The 16,512-nt window shown below is 61.4% G+C and carries 11 protein-coding genes; 6 read left to right on the plus strand and 5 right to left on the minus strand.

What is annotated here, in order from left to right:
• Positions 1-128: 128 nt before the first annotated feature.
• The 3 genes from gyrA to ACSC1P_RS04735 all read right to left on the minus strand — a co-directional run bounded on the left by gyrA (position 129) and on the right by ACSC1P_RS04735 (position 5,006).
• Positions 129-2,627: a DNA gyrase subunit A gene (gyrA, locus tag ACSC1P_RS04725; protein WP_435358979.1), complete on the minus strand. Its 2,499-nt coding sequence runs from the start codon at positions 2,625-2,627 to the stop codon at positions 129-131.
• Positions 2,628-4,547: a DNA topoisomerase (ATP-hydrolyzing) subunit B gene (gene gyrB / locus ACSC1P_RS04730; RefSeq protein WP_435358980.1), complete on the minus strand. Its 1,920-nt coding sequence runs from the start codon at positions 4,545-4,547 to the stop codon at positions 2,628-2,630.
• 132 nt (positions 4,548-4,679) lie between these two features.
• Positions 4,680-5,006 (minus strand): hypothetical protein, encoded by a 327-nt coding sequence (locus ACSC1P_RS04735; protein ID WP_435358981.1) that lies wholly within the window; start codon positions 5,004-5,006, stop codon positions 4,680-4,682.
• A 119-nt stretch (positions 5,007-5,125) separates the two neighbouring features.
• Between ACSC1P_RS04735 and ACSC1P_RS04740 the strand changes: the two genes are divergently transcribed.
• The 3 genes from ACSC1P_RS04740 to ACSC1P_RS04750 all read left to right on the plus strand — a co-directional run bounded on the left by ACSC1P_RS04740 (position 5,126) and on the right by ACSC1P_RS04750 (position 9,200).
• The gene (locus ACSC1P_RS04740) at positions 5,126-7,552 is read left to right on the plus strand and encodes a DNA topoisomerase VI subunit B (protein WP_435358982.1); all 2,427 of its coding nucleotides are present in this window, start codon (positions 5,126-5,128) and stop codon (positions 7,550-7,552) included.
• Positions 7,549-8,640, plus strand: a complete 1,092-nt coding sequence (locus ACSC1P_RS04745; RefSeq protein WP_435358983.1) for a DNA topoisomerase IV subunit A — start codon at positions 7,549-7,551, stop codon at positions 8,638-8,640. Before ACSC1P_RS04740 ends, ACSC1P_RS04745 begins: the two co-directional genes overlap by 4 nt.
• A gap of 68 nt (positions 8,641-8,708) precedes the next feature.
• Positions 8,709-9,200: a hypothetical protein gene (locus ACSC1P_RS04750; protein ID WP_435358984.1), complete on the plus strand. Its 492-nt coding sequence runs from the start codon at positions 8,709-8,711 to the stop codon at positions 9,198-9,200.
• Positions 9,201-9,213: 13 nt separating this feature from the next.
• Here the strand turns inward: ACSC1P_RS04750 and ACSC1P_RS04755 are convergent, their stop codons facing one another.
• Positions 9,214-10,500, minus strand: coding sequence for a zinc ribbon domain-containing protein (locus tag ACSC1P_RS04755; protein WP_435358985.1), 1,287 nt, complete (start codon positions 10,498-10,500; stop codon positions 9,214-9,216).
• Between the two features lie 183 nt (positions 10,501-10,683).
• Between ACSC1P_RS04755 and ACSC1P_RS04760 the strand changes: the two genes are divergently transcribed.
• Positions 10,684-11,385 carry a hypothetical protein gene (locus ACSC1P_RS04760; RefSeq protein ID WP_435358986.1) on the plus strand — a complete coding sequence of 234 codons (702 nt, stop codon included), beginning with the start codon at positions 10,684-10,686 and terminating at the stop codon, positions 11,383-11,385.
• A gap of 33 nt (positions 11,386-11,418) precedes the next feature.
• On the opposite strand, the gene ACSC1P_RS04765 is transcribed toward ACSC1P_RS04760, so the two are convergent.
• The gene (locus tag ACSC1P_RS04765) at positions 11,419-12,171 is read right to left on the minus strand and encodes an MBL fold metallo-hydrolase (RefSeq protein WP_435358987.1); all 753 of its coding nucleotides are present in this window, start codon (positions 12,169-12,171) and stop codon (positions 11,419-11,421) included.
• A 92-nt stretch (positions 12,172-12,263) separates the two neighbouring features.
• Here ACSC1P_RS04765 and ACSC1P_RS04770 point away from each other — a divergent pair, with 92 nt between their 5' ends.
• Both ACSC1P_RS04770 and ACSC1P_RS04775 read left to right on the plus strand, forming a co-directional pair.
• A complete protein-coding gene (locus tag ACSC1P_RS04770; protein WP_435358988.1) occupies positions 12,264-14,333 on the plus strand; it encodes a hypothetical protein in 2,070 nt (689 codons plus the stop codon).
• 91 nt (positions 14,334-14,424) lie between these two features.
• Positions 14,425-16,488, plus strand: a complete 2,064-nt coding sequence (locus ACSC1P_RS04775) for a hypothetical protein (RefSeq protein ID WP_435358989.1) — start codon at positions 14,425-14,427, stop codon at positions 16,486-16,488.
• Positions 16,489-16,512 lie beyond the last annotated feature (24 nt).

A 16,512-nucleotide genomic window follows, 5' to 3' on the forward strand; every position in this document is an offset into this window, starting at 1 on the left:
GCCTTCTCCAAACGCGCCGTGGCAGGATAGCTAACGTGAGAATAGCCGCAATCTTGCGAAGAAAATCATCGGTTACGCCGGCGAGCAGTGGCCGTGTTTCGGCGCACCCCGGCCACCTGACTAGGTGCTTACTCGTCTACCTCGTCTGCGTCGTCGGCGTCGTCTTCTTCGTCCTCGGTCGCTGCCGGGAGGACGTCCACCGTCGCGACGGCGTCGTCAGCCGCTACGTCCATCACGGTCACACCCATGGTGTTGCGGCCCTGGAGCGAGATGTCGGAGACACGCGTCCGCATAATCTGCCCTTGTTCGGACATGACGATGGCGTGGTCGTCCTCTTCGACCGCCTTCACCGAGGTAACGCGACCGTTGCGCTCGTTCGTCTTGATGTCGATGAGGCCCTTCCCGTAGCGGGACTGGCGGCGGTAGTTCGACAGCAGCGTGCGCTTGCCGTACCCGTGCTTCGTGACGGTCAGCAGCGCGCGCTCGTCGGCTTCGTCCGTGGCGACCAGCCCGGCGACGTGGTCGTCGGCACCGAGTTTGATACCGCGAACACCGCGGGTGTTGCGGCCCATCGTCCGGACTTCGTCCTCGTCGAAGCGGATGGTCATCCCCTTCTCGGTGGCGACGACGAGGTCTTTCGTCCCGTCCGTGACCTCCACGTCGACCAGTTCGTCGCCGTCGTCGAGTTTGGCGGCGATGATACCGGTCGAGAGGATGTTCTGGAAGTCCTCGGTCTTCGTCCGCTTGACGTAGCCGTCACGCGTGGCCATCGTGATGGCCTCGTCCGCCTCGAAGTCGTCCGTAGTCACGACGGCGGTGATCTCCTCGCCGTCGTCGAGATTGAGGATGTTGACAGCACTCTTGCCCCGGGCCGTCCGAGACATCTCTGGTATCTGGTACGTCTTCAGCTGATACACCTGTCCGTGGTTCGTGAAGCAGAGCAGGTAATCGTGCGTGTTCGCGCGGAACACCTTCGAGACGCGGTCGCCCTCTTTGATGTCGCCGCCGATGATGCCCTTGCCACCGCGGTGCTGGGCGTCGAAGGCGTCGACTGGCATCCGCTTCACGTAGTCGTCCTCGGTGACGACGACGAGCACGTCTTCCTCCGGAATGAGGTCTTCGTGCGTGACCTCGCCGGTGTCCTCCACGAAGGAGGTGCGCCGGTCGTCGTCGTACTGGTCTTTGACCTCGCGCAGTTCCATCTTGATGACGTCGAGGAGTTTCTCCTCGCTGGCGAGCACCGATTCGAGGTACTCGATTGTGTCTTGCACGCCCTCGTACTCGTCCTCGATTTCGACGCGCTCCATGCTGGTGAGCGAGCCGAGTTGCATGCGGACGATGTGTTCGGACTGGTCCTCGGAGAGGTCGTACGTCTCTTCGAGTCCCGCCTTCGCGGCGTCACGGTCGTCGGAGTTCCGAATGAGTTCGACTACGTCGTCGATGTGGTCGAGCGCCTTGAGCCGGCCTTCGAGGATATGTGCGCGGTCTTCGGCCTGCTTCAGGTCGTACTGCGACCGTCGGCGGACGACCTCCTTGCGGTGGTCGACGTAGTGCGAAAGCGTCTCCTTGAGCGACAGTACCTTCGGCTGGCCATCGACCAGCGAGAGGTTGATGACGCCGAACGTCGTTTCGAGGTGGTGTTCGACCAGCTGGTTCTTCACGACCTCGACGTTCGCGCCACGTTTGAGGTCGACAACGACGCGGACGCCATTGCGGTCGGACTCGTCGCGCAGGTCCGTCACGCCCTCGATTTTGCCCTCGGTCACGTCGTCGGCGATACGCTCGACGAGGCGGGCTTTGTTCTCCTGATACGGAATCTCGGTGATGACGATGCGCTTTCGGTCCTTCTTCCAGTCCTCGACCTCGAACTCGGCACGGACACGGATGCGCCCTCTGCCCGTGGTGTACGCCTTTCGAACCGTGTTGCGGCCGACGATGTTCGCACCGGTCGGGAAGTCCGGCCCCTTGACGTGTTCCATCAGGTCGGTCACGTCACACGCCGGATTGTCGATGACCTCGATGGTCGCGTCGATGACCTCGCCGAGGTTGTGCGGCGGAATCTTCGTCGACATCCCGACCGCGATACCCGTACTGCCGTTGACCAGCAGGTTCGGGAAGGCCGCAGGGAGTACGTCGGGTTCTTGCAAGCGGTCGTCGTAGTTCGAGGAGAAGTCGACCGTGTCCTTCTCGATGTCTTCGAGGAGCGTCTCGGAGATGGGCGACATCCGGGCCTCTGTGTACCGCATCGCCGCGGCCGGGTCACCGTCCATCGACCCGAAGTTCCCCTGGCCGTCGACGAGGGGGTAGCGCATGGAGAAGTCCTGCGCCATGCCGACGAGTGTGTCGTAGATGGCCTGGTCACCGTGGGGGTGGTAGTCACCCATCGTCTCACCGACGATGGACGAACTCTTCCGGTGGCTCGTTCGACTCGTGATGCCCATCTCGTGCATCGCGTAGAGGATGCGCCGGTGGACGGGCTTCAGACCGTCACGAACGTCGGGCAGCGCGCGCCCGACGATGACGGACATCGCGTAGTCGATGTAGCTCTGCTCCATCTCGTCTTCGATGCGGACGCGCTCGACGCGGTCCGCCGGTGTGTCGGGGGATTCGGGGGCTTCTGAACTCATCTAGATGTCCACCCAGCTAGCCTCGGGTGCGTGTTCTTTGATGAACTGCTTTCGCGGTTCGACGGCGTCGCCCATCAGGACGGAGAACATCTTGTCCGCGGCGGCGGCGTCTTCGATGTTTATCTGCTTCAAGACCCGGCTTTCGGGGTCCATCGTGGTCGACCAGAGCTGTTTCGGGTTCATCTCGCCGAGGCCCTTGAACCGCTGGACCTGCGTCGGGTTCCCGTTACACTTCTCTTCGACGACCTTCTCGCGCTCGGCCTCGTTCATCACGTCGTACGTGTTGCCGTTGTAGCGGATGCGATAGAGCGGCGGCTTCGTCGCGTAGACGTAGCCCGCTTCGAGTAGCGGGCGCATGTGCCGGTAGAAGAACGTCAGCAGGAGCGTACGGATGTGCGCCCCGTCGACGTCGGCGTCAGTCGCCATGATTATCTTCTTGTAGCGAGCGTCCTCGATGTCGAACTCGTCACCGATGCCCGTGCCGATACCGGTGATGAGGTTACGAATCTGCTCGTTCTCCAGAATCCGGTCGAGGCGGTGCTTCTCGACGTTCAGTACTTTCCCACGGATGGGGAGCACTGCCTGGAACTCGGGGGCGCGTGCTTGCTTCGCGCTCCCGCCCGCGGAGTCACCCTCCACGATGAACAGTTCGGCCTCGTCCGGGTCGCGGGTCTGGCAGTCCGCGAGTTTGCCCGGGAGCGAAGTCGATTCGAGCGCCGACTTCCGGCGCGTGAGTTCCTCGGCCTTCTTCGCCGCCTTGCGTGCCTTGGCGGCCTCGACGGCCTTGGAGACGATGGCCGTCGCCGTGGTCGGGTTCTCCTCGAAGTAGGTGGCGAGATGTTCGTGCATCGCCGATTCGACGATGCCCCGGACCTCAGAATTGCCGAGTTTCGTCTTCGTCTGGCCCTCGAACTGTGGGTCAGGGTGTTTGATGGAGATGACCGCGGTGAGCCCTTCGCGGATGTCGTCGCCCTTCAGCGTGTCGTCTAAGTCCTTGAGCAGGCCGTTGCTCGACCCGTAGTCGTTGATGACGCGGGTGAGCGCCGTCTTGAACCCAGTGAGGTGGCTCCCTCCCTCGCGCGTGTTGATGTTGTTGGCGAAGGCGTGGATGCTCCCTTGGAGTTCGTCGGTCGCCTGCATGGCGACTTCGACCTGAATGTTCTCTTCTTCGTCTTCGAAGTAGATGACGTCGTCGTGCAGCGCCGTCTTCGTCTCGTTGAGGTAGCGGACGAACGCCCGAATCCCACCCTCGTAGTGGAACGTCTCGGACTTCGGCTCGTCGCCACGTTCGTCGGCCAGCGTGACGTTCACGCCGGAGTTGAGGAAGGCGAGTTCGCGGAGGCGGTTGGCGAGCGTGGAGTAGGAGTATTCGGTCTGCTCGAAGATGTCGGTGTCGGGCCAGAAGTGGATACGTGTGCCCGTCTCTTCCCCGTCCTCCATGTCGCGGACCTTCTCGAGGTCGCTGCGGGGGATGCCACGCTCGAATGTCTGCTTCCACACAGCACCGTCGCGTGTGACCTCGACTTCGAGCTTTTCAGAGAGCGCGTTGACGACGCTGACACCCACCCCGTGGAGTCCACCAGACACCTGGTACGATTTGTTGTCGAACTTCCCACCGGCGTGGAGGACGGTCATGATGACCTCCAGCGCCGGTTTCTCGTACTCGGCGTGCGTGTCGACCGGGATGCCGCGCCCGTCGTCTTCGACGCTCACGGAGTTGTCCTCGTGGACGGTCACCGTAATGTCGTCACAGTACCCAGCGAGTGCCTCGTCGATGGAGTTGTCGACCACCTCGTACACGAGATGATGAAGCCCCCGGGAGTCAGTAGAGCCGATGTACATCGCCGGTCGTTTTCGGACCGCCTCCAGGCCTTCCAAGACCTGGATTTGACCGGCGCTGTAATCACTTTCGTCGGACATGAAAACCTGTTCCGCAGTAGAGTGCGGGTACTTATAAAACTCACGTGTGCGCTCGCGCGCGAAAGCCAGACCGGGTCGAGTATAAGCGCAACCCATGACCAACACTGGAGGAGAACAGCGATAGCGACCTGCTCAGACGTCTTCGACGTCGTACGCTGTCAGCAGTTCGTTCCGCGTCTGCTGGTAGCCGCCGACGACGGCGAAGAAGACACCGAACGCCATGAGTAGCATGAGGCCCGAGGCCTCGCGGCCAGTCACCAGCGTGACCACGGCCAGCGCCGTGAGCAACACCGCGTTCACCTCGCAGAAGGCGATTCCCACGAGGAACCAGGGCCGGCTCCCGGTAGCTGACCACGGACTGTTCTTCAGTGTCCACACGGTCGCTGTCGACACCAGCAGTGCCGCGAACGACACCGCAGCGACGACGAACGTGTACTCCGCCCCCGTTGTCCCTGTCACTGGCATCAGTTACCGATTTGATACGATAGTCCTCCCTAAGACTCTACTGGCCGCCCCCTTCACTTTCACCGTGCCAGCACACGGTTTTTAACCACGCGGGGGGAACGGTAGCCCACAGAATGACCTCATTCCAGTCGTCACTCGGCGAGGAGGAGGGGATCGCCGAGGAGTTGGCCGAGAGCCAACGGGCCATCTCCATCGCCGAGTTCTTCGAGAAGAACAAGCAGATGCTCGGCTTCAACAGCGGAGCACGAGGGCTCGTCACCGCGGTCAAGGAAGCCGTGGACAACGCGCTCGACGCCGCCGAAGAAGCCAAAATCCTCCCCGACATCTACGTCGAGATTCAGGAGTCCGGTGACTACTACACCCTCATCGTCGAGGACAACGGCCCGGGCATCACCAAGGAGTCACTGCCGAAAGTATTCGGAAAACTCCTGTACGGCAGTCGGTTCCACTCTCGCGAGCAGTCACGTGGGCAGCAGGGTATCGGTATCTCCGCCGCCGTCCTCTACTCACAGCTTACCAGTGGGAAACCCGCGAGGATCACCTCTCGAACCGAGGGGGCCGCCGACGCGAACTACTACGAACTCATCGTCGACACCGACGAGAACGAACCCGAGATTCGTGCCGAGCGTACCGCGTCGTGGGACCGCCCGCACGGGACCCGCATCGAGTTGGAGATGGAAGGCAACATGCGCGCCCGCCAGCAGCTCCACGACTACATCAAACACACCGCGGTCGTCAACCCGCACGCCCGCATCGAACTGAAAGAGCCGCAGGAGCACTTCAAGTTCGAGCGCGCGACCGACGAACTCCCGGCCGAGACCGAAGAGATTCGCCCGCACCCGCACGGCGTCGAACTCGGGAACGTCCTGAAGATGCTCAAAGCGTCGGAGTCCCACTCCGTCTCCGGGTTCTTGCAAGGCGAGTTCACCCGCGTCGGTCGCAAGACTTCCGACAGCATCGTCGACGCGTTCCGCGACCGCTACTACGGCCGCGAGATGACGTGGACGATGCCCGACGACGAGGCACTCCACCACGCCATCGCGGACGCGGTGAACAACAAGCCCGCCGACGCGAAGGCCGCTTTCGCCGAGGGTGTCGTCTCTGGACTCCACGACCTCGCCAGCGACGACCGGGTCGCACATAACCACGTCGAAGCGGCCGTCGAGACCGCTGCCGAAGCCGACGCCATCAACACGACGTTCGGTAAGACAGTCCAAGAGAACGTCGTCGACGCGACGTGGCGCGCCATCACGGGCTACGGCGTCACCGAGGGCACGGACCGCATTCTCGACGACGTTCGCAAACACGCCGACGCCGCGACGAGCGTCCAGAAGGACGACGCGACCGTCGCCGCCTTCGGCGAACGCCTCGCCGCGAAGTTCGTCCCGGACGAGGACGAAGACGTTCGCAACCGACTCACCCGGAAGGAACTGCGCGAGTACGTCGACCGCGCGGCCGATATGACCGAAGAGCGTGAGGAAGCGACCTTCGGTGACACCGCCCGAGAGAACATCGTCGACGAAATCTGGGACGCGATGGTCACCGTCCCGGACGACCCACCGTTAGTCCGGGAACTCGCCGACGACCGCGACGGCACGAGCGACTTCGTCGCCGCGATGCGCGAGACGGACATCATGGCCCCGCCGACCTCCTGTCTCTCGCCGATTACGGCCGAACTGGTCGAAGCCGGCCTGCGGCAGGTGTACGACGCGGAGTTCTACGCCTCCGCGACACGCGACGCCGAAGTCCACGCTGGCGACCCGTTCGTCGTCGAAGCCGGTATCGCCTACGGTGGCGACCTCGAAGCCGAAGGGCAGGCCGACGTGTTGCGCTTCGCCAACCGCGTCCCGCTCGTCTACAAGCGCGGTGGCTGCGCAATCACGGGCGTCATCAAGGATATCGGCTGGCGAAACTACAACCTCGACCAGCCCGGTGGCCGAGGTGTGCCGAGCGGCCCGGTCGTCATCATGGTCCACGTGGCCTCGACGAACGTCCCCTTCACGAGCGAGTCGAAGGACGCCGTCGCCTCGGTCGAGGTCATAGAGGACGAGGTAGAACTCGCCATCCGCGAGGCAGCACGCGAGTTGAAGTCGTATCTGAAGAAGCAGCGCTCGATGCGAAAGCGCCAGAAGAAGCAGAACGTCCTCGCGGAGATTCTGCCCCAGATGGCCGAGAAAGTGGCCCACGTGACCGGCCAGCCGTCGCCGAACATCGACGACGCGATGGCGCGCATCATGAACAACGTCTTAGTCGAGCGCGAAACCGCGGAGAACGGCGACGGCCAGACAGTCACAGTCGTCGTCGAGAACCACTCCAGCACGAACGAGTCACCCGACGTGACCGACATCGTCACCGCCGAGCCATCGAACCTGTCCGATGGCGCGACCGTCGTCGAGATGGACGGCGAGTGGTTCGTCAAGTGGAACCCCACGGTGAAAAGCGGTGACGAGGCAGTCCTCGAATACACCGTGTCCGCCGACGCATCGTTCGACCTCTCCGTGAGCGAGGTCGAGGCAGCCAAACTCACCGTCAACCAATGAGCACCGATACAGACGCCCAAGCACGGCAGAAACTCATCGACCTCGCCGCAGAGTTCTACGACCAGTTCGAGGGGGGCCAGATTCCCGCGATGACGCTCCCGACGCGGACCAAGTCCAACATCATCTACGACGAGGACAAGCACGTCTGGGTGTACGGCGACCGCACCTCGTCGCGCTCGGCCAACTCCGTCCGCGGAGCCAGAAAGCTCCTCAAGGCGGTGTACACCATCGAGTTCCTCGCACAGCAACTCGACGAAGACCGCTCGTCGACCCTGCGTGAGTTGTACTACCTCTCCGAGTCGTGGGACAACGAGGAAGCGCAGTTCAACGGCCAGGACGAGTCCAACAAACTCATCGAGGACTTAGAAATCGTCAGCGAGGTCAAGCGCGAGGACTTCCACATGCGCCCGGAAGAGTCCGGCGCGAAACTCATGGGTCCCCTCAAACTCCGCGAGCAGACGAACCGCGGCGACCGCGAGATTCACTGCCAGTTGGACGTGGGCCAGGGCGGCTACCAGATTCCGAACAACCCAGACACCATCGAGTTCCTCGAGCACGACATCGACTTCGTCATGTGCGTCGAGACCGGTGGTATGCGCGACCGACTCGTCGAGAACGGCTTCGACGACGACTACAACACGCTCGTCGTCCACCTCGGTGGCCAACCGGCGCGCGCCACCCGGCGCATCACGAAGCGCCTGCACGACGAACTCGACCTGCCGGTCGTCGTCTTCTGTGACGGTGACCCGTGGTCGTACCGCATCTTCGGCTCGGTCGCCTACGGTTCCATCAAGTCCGCACACCTCTCCGAGTACCTCGCCACCCCGGACGCCCAGTACGTCGGCATTCGGCCGCAGGACATCGTCGACTACGACCTGCCGACCGACCCGCTCTCTGACTCCGACGTGAACGCACTGGAGAGCGAACTCTCCGACCCACGCTTCCAGAGCGACTTCTGGAAGGAACAGATCGAACTCCAGCTCGACATCGGCAAGAAGGCAGAACAGCAGGCACTCGCCGCGCGTGGTCTCGACTTCGTGACGGAGACCTACCTGCCGGAGCGCCTCACGGACATGGGCGTCATCTGAGGGAGGCCGTCTCCATCGGCGGCTGGTACTCGTAGAAAGTATTTACCGAACGGCGTCATGTCGTCGGTATGAAACCGAGTTCCTCCCGCCGGACGCTTCTCGTGCAGTGTGCGACAGCACTCGCAGTCGGCACAGCAGGCTGTCTCTCGGGTGAGGAAGGTGGACCGAGTAGCGGCGAAACTGCGTCGACGAGCGAGTCGACAGCAGCGGGCGACACGACTTCGCAGGCCGAGTCGACCACCACCGTCCAGACGACAGTCGACCCGGAACGTGCAGACGATGCCAAAGAGCGGGCGCTCTCCGCGGAAGCAGCGTACATACAATCCGCGTTTCAGAACGCCAGTTGCGTGACAGACTGGGGACTCGATGCAGTGACTGGAGAGAAAGAAGCGACAGTCGTCGAAGAGACCGGAGAGGGACTGTCTGTCGAGGTTCACCATCCGTACTGGTACGAAACAGAGAAAGACCAGGCAGACTCGATTTCGGTTGCCACCTACCGCGTGACCGAGGGCAGCGTCGAACGCGTCGACGGCGACACGAACCAGAATCCGTGTCCGTAAGGAGGAACCGAGTTCACGACGACTCGCCGTCGCTGTCGACTTCGAACACAGCGTCTTCCGGCGTTTTCTCACTGACCTCCGTTTCAGCGTCATCGACGTCGTCGTCGCCCGCAGTGGCCTCATCGCTGGTAAACTCGCTATCCGCCGATTCCGCAGTCGTGCTGTCGGCTGCTCGGTCGTCGTCTTCGACCACCGTCGGCGATTCGTCTTCGGTCGCAGCAGTCGACTCGTTCTCTGCCGCGGACCTCGATTCCTCTTGTCCGACCGATTCTGCCTCGCGCTCGTCGCGCACCGACGCTTCGTCGAGTTCGTCCTCGACCGACATGTCCGCGTTCCCGTCGGCACAGGACCGACAGTAGTGGTTCGTGCCGACCTCGTACGTCTTGACGGGGAAGCCAGCGAACAGATACTGGTCACGGTAGGTCCGCTCGACCCCCGTGTCGACGGGGTCGAGACAGGCGGTACACGGGCGGTCGGGGTCGGTGACGACTCGTTCGGAGACGTCTTTCGCCCGGCCGAACGCCGTGAACTCGTGGTCCGACGCGCTCGCCTTCGAGACGGCGAACGCAGCGCCGAGCAGCAGCGCGACGACGAACATCGCAGCCGCAATCTCACTGGAGAGTGCGAAGAAGACGAGCAGTAGCGGAACGAGCGTCACCAACAGCATGACACCGACGATGAACCCGGCGACGGTCACGAGCGACCCGCCGTCGTTCGACTGCTGGACGTCTTCGGTGACGATAGTCCCGTTTTGCGTCTCTCGCGACCTGATGATGAGGCGCTCCGCGTCGACGTAGTACTTGTACGCCGCATACGCCGCGTTACCGAGGCCAGAGGTCCACCAGACGGTACAGAGCGCGATAAGGACGTGCATTCCCGTGTCGCCGTAGGAGCGGTCGACCATGATGACGCGGTCGCCGTAATCGTGTTCGATCTCCCACCCGTCGACGAGTCGCGATTCGACCCGGTCGCGGAGGGAATCGAACCCGGGCGGTCGCTCGCGGCGTGGTGGCGTGCGCTCGGTCGACGTATCGCTGCGACTGGCGTCGGCACGGTCGCGCCACCCGTCGGTCGAATCTGCACCACGCATTGAGTCAGACCCGCGCGTCGACTCCGAACCGCGCACCGACTCTCGTGACCTCGCCCCGTGGTCGTCGTGCGCTGACTGTTGCGAGTCGCGCTCGCCGACGACCTGCGTCCCGCACTGCGGGCAGAACCTGACGTGAGGACCGAGCCGCGACCCACACTGTGAACAGAACGGTGGGGCGGTCGCGTCACCGCGGGAACTGCCAGAGTCCATACCGAAACGTGGCCACTGGATGGGTAAATCGTTTTGGTTGGAACAAAATCCTATTTTTTCTAATAATTCAGATTCGGCTGCCTGCGGTCGAAATCTCCGAGAACCCGATAGTCAGCAGACACAGCCTACAGCTCGCACAGCCAGCATACGTAATTTTATATCTATGTCTATCATACACGTTCCATGAATCGGAACCTGTTACTGGTGCTGGTGGTCTCGGCGTGTATCGTCCTCGCTGGCTGTACCGGTGGACTCGGCGGCGACGGCGCCGCTCAGGGTACTGCCGGTGGCAGCGGCGACAACGGTGGGAGCGGTGGGTCCGGCGACGACGCCGGTGCTGGCGCGGGTGACAGTTCCGCACTCCAATCCGGTGAGTGGGAGCCGTTCGACTTCGACGAGCCAGCGAAGTACACCTACGACGTGTACACCGAGGGCGACGGCGAGGGAACCCTCGTCCTCGACGTGCAGGAGGTCTCCGGCGACACCATCACGGTGAAGACCGTCTACGAGATGGCCGGGGAACGCTACGAATCGACGTTCACGGGCACGAAAGAGAACGTCCAGGGTCAGATGATGATGAACCCCGCAGGCATCATCCTCATGACGACGATGATTCAACCCGGTGCCTGGTACGCCGGACAGGACCTCGAAGTGGGCACCCAGTGGTCGTACTCCACGCAAGAGGGCTCGGCGAGCTTCGAGGTCACCGGCACGGAAACGGTCGCCGGCGTCGAGTGCTACCACTCCGAGATGACGGTCAACTCCTCGGTGATGTACGAGGGCTGCTTCGCGCCACAACTCGGCCTCGCACCCTACACGGCGTACTACGAGGAGGACGGGACGCTGTCGATGGAACTCGAACTCGTCAGCTACGAGAAGAACTGACGACAGGAATCACTCGCTGACGAGGTTTTTTGGCTACTGTTCGTCCAACACGACCGGGATTCCCCGCCGAGCCACGTCTTTGGCGAACTCGCCAGAGTCGGTGGTGAGGATGTCGATGGTGTTGTAGTGGACCGGCAACACGAGGTCCGGGTCCATCGCCTCCGCGAGTTCAGCAGACTCGTGGCGGTCCGAGACGACTGTCCCACCGATGTTCGCCAGAAACAGCGACACGTCGAGTTCCGCGTAGCCGTCTAGCGCGTCGGAGTCACCGGGCCAGAACACTGTGACACCGCCGAGTGCGACTTTGAACCCACAGCCGAAGCCCTCCGGGTGGGAGACGCTTCCATCGGCTTTCACGCGCGGCCCATCCGGTTCGTTGTACGCCGGAACGGTCCACACGTCGACCCCGGCCTCCGAGAGGTACGACTCGTCGCCGACCCGGACGACCTCGTAGGGCAGGTCCTCGACCGCCTCGACGTCGCGGTCGATGTTCGACGCGTCGACCGCCTCGTACACCACGAGCGTCGCATCCGACTTCGCCACGCGCGTGATGGCGTCCGAATCGTAGTGATGGTCGTGCGTGACACAGATCACGTCGCCGTCTTTCGGGTACTCGTTCTGCGGTTCGGGATGCGGCAGGTCCTCGTTCGTCGGCGAGGTCCACCCGCCCGACAGCACGCCGTAGCGACCCGGGTCGAGGTAGACGACTGTCCCGTTCGGCGCTTCGAGGCGTGTCGTCGCGTAGCCGAGCCAGTCCACTTGGAGGCCGTCGTGCCTGATGGTCATGCACGCGAGTTCGCGTGGCGATGGGAAAAGCGCGACGACGGCGGAAACGTATTCAACCCTGTATCGGCTAGTGAGAGTGACGAATATCCCGCATGTCACTGGAGTTCCGCCCGACGACGAATCCGACCGGTATCGAGGTGGTGGACACGCTGGCGCAGTCGAGTTTTCACCTGGGTACGTCGTCGAACGCGTTCACCGAGTACACCGACGACGTGCCGTTCTCGGACTACGTCACTGATGTCGTCGAATTCGAGACTGAGTACATCGAGTTCGACGAACCGTTCGGTGTCACTGTTAGAGACTCAGAGCTGCAAGTTCTCGACGACGCGGACTACAATCAGGAGAAGACGTATCCGCAGGATAACTACGTTTTCAAGACGAAGACGACGGTGAACTTCTACATACAGGTCGAAGGGAAGCCAACGCTAGTGCTCGACCCGCAGCAGACGAAACTCCAGTTCGGAACGACTCGGTCTGTCGTCGCTGGCTGTCGCTCCGTGTGGACGACACCACGTGAGCAGATTACGACGACAACCGAACCCGAGGACCTCGCGACTGCGTTGAGCGCACTTTCCAGTTCCCTCACAACAGTCTCGCCGGAACGGTCGTGGCCGTCGCTTCGTAATCACCCGCCTACGCTTGAGTTCGGTGACGAACTCTACATCCCTCCCACAGTCACGCCACCAGAGACGGGAATCACCATCGTCGTGCCCCCACGGTATGGGCCACTATTGACTGCGGCACCGCTCGCGTACTACCTCGGGGCGACGCTGGAACTCGGACGCGATGCGAGAATCGAAACGAGTGGATGCACTCGGCCGCTCGGTCAGGACCGTCCCTTCGAGGACGATGTCGTTCGGCTGGTACAGTCCACGTTCGTCCTCGACTGTCTGGTTCGGGGAGAGGGAATGTGTCCCCACTGGGAGTTCTACGACCCAGCAATCGTGGACCAGCTGCCCTTCGACCGTTCGTGGGCGTTCGACGCGACCCCAGCAGAACGCTTCGACGCCTACGAATCAGTCGGATATGAGACGCTAGAGGAGTTAGTACCCCGATGGTCTCTCGTTGCATACTTACCACCGACCACCGATTCGTTCCGAGCCCTTCCACACGTGTTAGACAGGCTTGGGCTGGTCCGAATTCCGAGCGGTGAGCCAGTGAGACCGAACGGTGAAGTGGTTTCCGGGTTCCTTCGCGAGACCAACGACATCCCATCAGGTTCGCGATCCAAAGTCCCGGCCATCGAACCGGCTCGGAGTGAGAACGCGGTTACCCATGCATGGTTCGGTCCGGGGACGCCGTTCGGGGCGAGCCAGGGAGCAGTTTCGAGCTACGAGAACGCCATCAGGAACCGGGCAGAGACAGATGTGTTGAACATCGCCGTCGTCTGTGCGGAAAAAGAGATGCTCGCCGAACGGGCCTCCATTGGTGGGCTCTACGATGGAACAGGTGGCTTAGAACGAGACGTGTCGTTCACGCTGGAGCCTACCGCAGACGAACTCGCTGAGCGATTGCGCGACGGTGATATCGACCTGTTTCACTTCATTGGCCATGCCACTCAGGATGGATTACACTGTGAGGACCGGTCGCTGGACGTGTTCGAGTTGGACAATATCGGACCACGGTTCTTCGTACTGAACGCGTGTGAAACGAACCGGCAAGCCATCGGACTCGTCGAGCGAGGAAGCCTCGCCGGAGTTGCGACGCACGCGAAAGTCGCAAACTCAGATGCGACTCGAATCGGCCGAAACGTTGCTGGGTTACTCGGCAGTGGATTCCCGATTAGCGGCGCCGTCGAACAGGGGACGATTGGTCTCGAAGCTGGGTCGCAGTATCAGGTCGTCGGCGACGGGAACGCCCGGGTCATCGCGAATCGGGGGACCCCGCCAGTTATCAAACACGTCGAACCCCGTGGTGACGAGACGTACGCGTACTCCATGGAATACTTCCTGACGAACGAGTATAAGATCGGGAGTCTCTTCACCCAATTCTGCCAAGGGGAGGAAGAGTTCTTGCTCGGCGCTGGCCTTAGTTCGGTTCGTCTGCTCTCACGCTCTCAGGTGTTCGAAGAGCTCGGCAGGTTGGTCTACCCAGTCCGTTTCAAAGACAGGCTCTACTGGCCAGAAACAGACGAAGACATCGAATCCATGCTGGAAGGCTGAGACATCTATATTCAATGCCTGCTGGAATCGCATTCGACGGCGGAAACGTATTCAACCGCGTAGCAAGTAGTCCAGGTGACGAATAACGACCATGGGACTGCAGTTCCGTCCGACGACGAATCCGACCGGTATCGAGGTGGTTGACACACAGGCACAGACAGGGTTCCATCTCTCACTTTCGTCCAACGAGTTCACCGTGAGTACTGCGAGAGTCCCGTTCGAGGAGTACGTTACAGAGAAGGTTGCGGTAGAGACGGACCACCTCACGTTCGACGCTGGGACCGATATCCACGTCAGAAACGAGGAGATGGAGGTCCTCGAAAGAGTGGGTTTTCGAGAGCAGACGTCGCTCCCGGCAGGCACGTACGTGTTCGATACGACCGGTCCATTGAAGTTCTATCTTCGAGTCGACGGAGCACCGACCGTCAGCCGGGAAGTGGAACAAACTCGAATAGTGTTGGAACGAGCTAAGTCAGTGGTCATCGGCTGTCGTTCGACGTGGACGACGCCGCAATCGACAATCGAAACCACTCCTGCACCGACCGACCTGGCACAAGTTCTCAGTGCTCTTTCTAGTTCGCTGACCACCCTCTCGCCGGAACGAGCCTGGCCGACGTTGCGAAATCATCCCCCGAAGATCGAATTCAGTGACGAGCTACGGATTCCTGAGGGAACGAACGCACCAGAGACAGGTATCCGACTCGTCGTCCCACCGCGACTCGCCCCCATGTTGACCGCTGCACCGCTTGTGTACTATCTCGGTGCTACAGTCGAGGTGGGTGATGAGCCCCTACTCGTAACAAATGAGAAATGCCACCATTTTGGTGGCTCTTTGGGGGATGAGTTCGTGCGATTACTCCGACACACGTTCATTCTCGACTGTATGGTTCGTGCAGAGGGAGTGTTCCCAGTCAATCCGTTCTTCGACGAGAGTATCGTGGAGCAGTTGCCGTTCGGCCTTGCCTGGGCCTTTGAGGCCGACCCTGCCACACGGCTCGATGCGTACCTCTCCGTCGCCCATTCGACGGTCGAACACCTAGTTCCACGATGGTCCGTCGTCGCATATCTCCCGCCAACTACTGAATCAGTCTGCGCACTACCGTACATAATCGACAAACTTGGCATCGTCCGGATGCCACACGGAAGACGCACTGAACACGTCAAGCAGACAGTTTCTGGGTTCCTCAGAGAGACAGAACCAAGTTCGGAGTTTCCGGGTAATTCCCAGCACTACATTGAGCCTATTCGCCACGAGGAGGCGGTCGAATATGCCTGGTTCGGCCCCGGAACACCGGTTGGCGGGACCTGCGGTACCCTTTCGGGGTACCAGCACGGAGTCGGTGAGAGACAGAAGCCCGACACTGTCGATATCGCCGTCGTCTGTACCGATACAGGGATGCTCGAAGAACACAGGTCGCTTGACGCCCTGTACGATGAGTCGAGTGGTATCGACAGGAACGTCACACTCCATACCGCGGCGAGCGTCGACGAAGTCGTCTCAGTTCTCACTGACGAATCGGTCGATCTCGTCCATTACATCGGTCACGCGACCGCAGACGGACTCCTGTGCACCGACGGGGAACTCGACATCGGGTCCATCGAGACCGTCAGCCCGAGGTTCTTCGTGTTGAACGCCTGTGAGACGTACAGCCAGGCGAAGGAGTTCGTCCAGCGAGGCGGCGTAGCTGGTGTCGCGACACACACACGAATTGCGAACGTGGACGCGACTCGAATCGGGAGAAACATCGCGCGACTACTCGGCGACGGCTTCCCGATGAGTGCGGCCGTCGAACAGGGAGCGACACGCCTCGAAGCGGGCTCTCAGTATCTCGTCATTGGTGACGGGAACGCTCGTGTAATTGCAAGTCGCGGTGCATCACCGACGATACTACACTTGTATGGGCCACAAGAAGGAACATACTCGTCTTCAATGGAGACGTATATGACTGGGGGGTTTCAGTTAGGTGGACAGTTTACTCGGTACATGGATAGTGGAAACGACTTCCTGTTGATCGCAGGGGAAACCCCCCGGAGAAAGTATAAAGAAGTAGATGTTTGTGAAGATGTGGTCGAACAAAAATTCCCAATACGCTACAAAGACAGACTCTACTGGCCGGAAACGCCCGAAGACGTCGAAGCAATACTCAAGGAGTGACTCTACTGGCCGGAAACGCCCGAA

Origin of the sequence: Haloarchaeobius caseinilyticus, assembly GCF_051207395.1 — an archaeon.
In the GTDB taxonomy this organism is placed as follows: domain Archaea; phylum Halobacteriota; class Halobacteria; order Halobacteriales; family Natrialbaceae; genus Haloarchaeobius.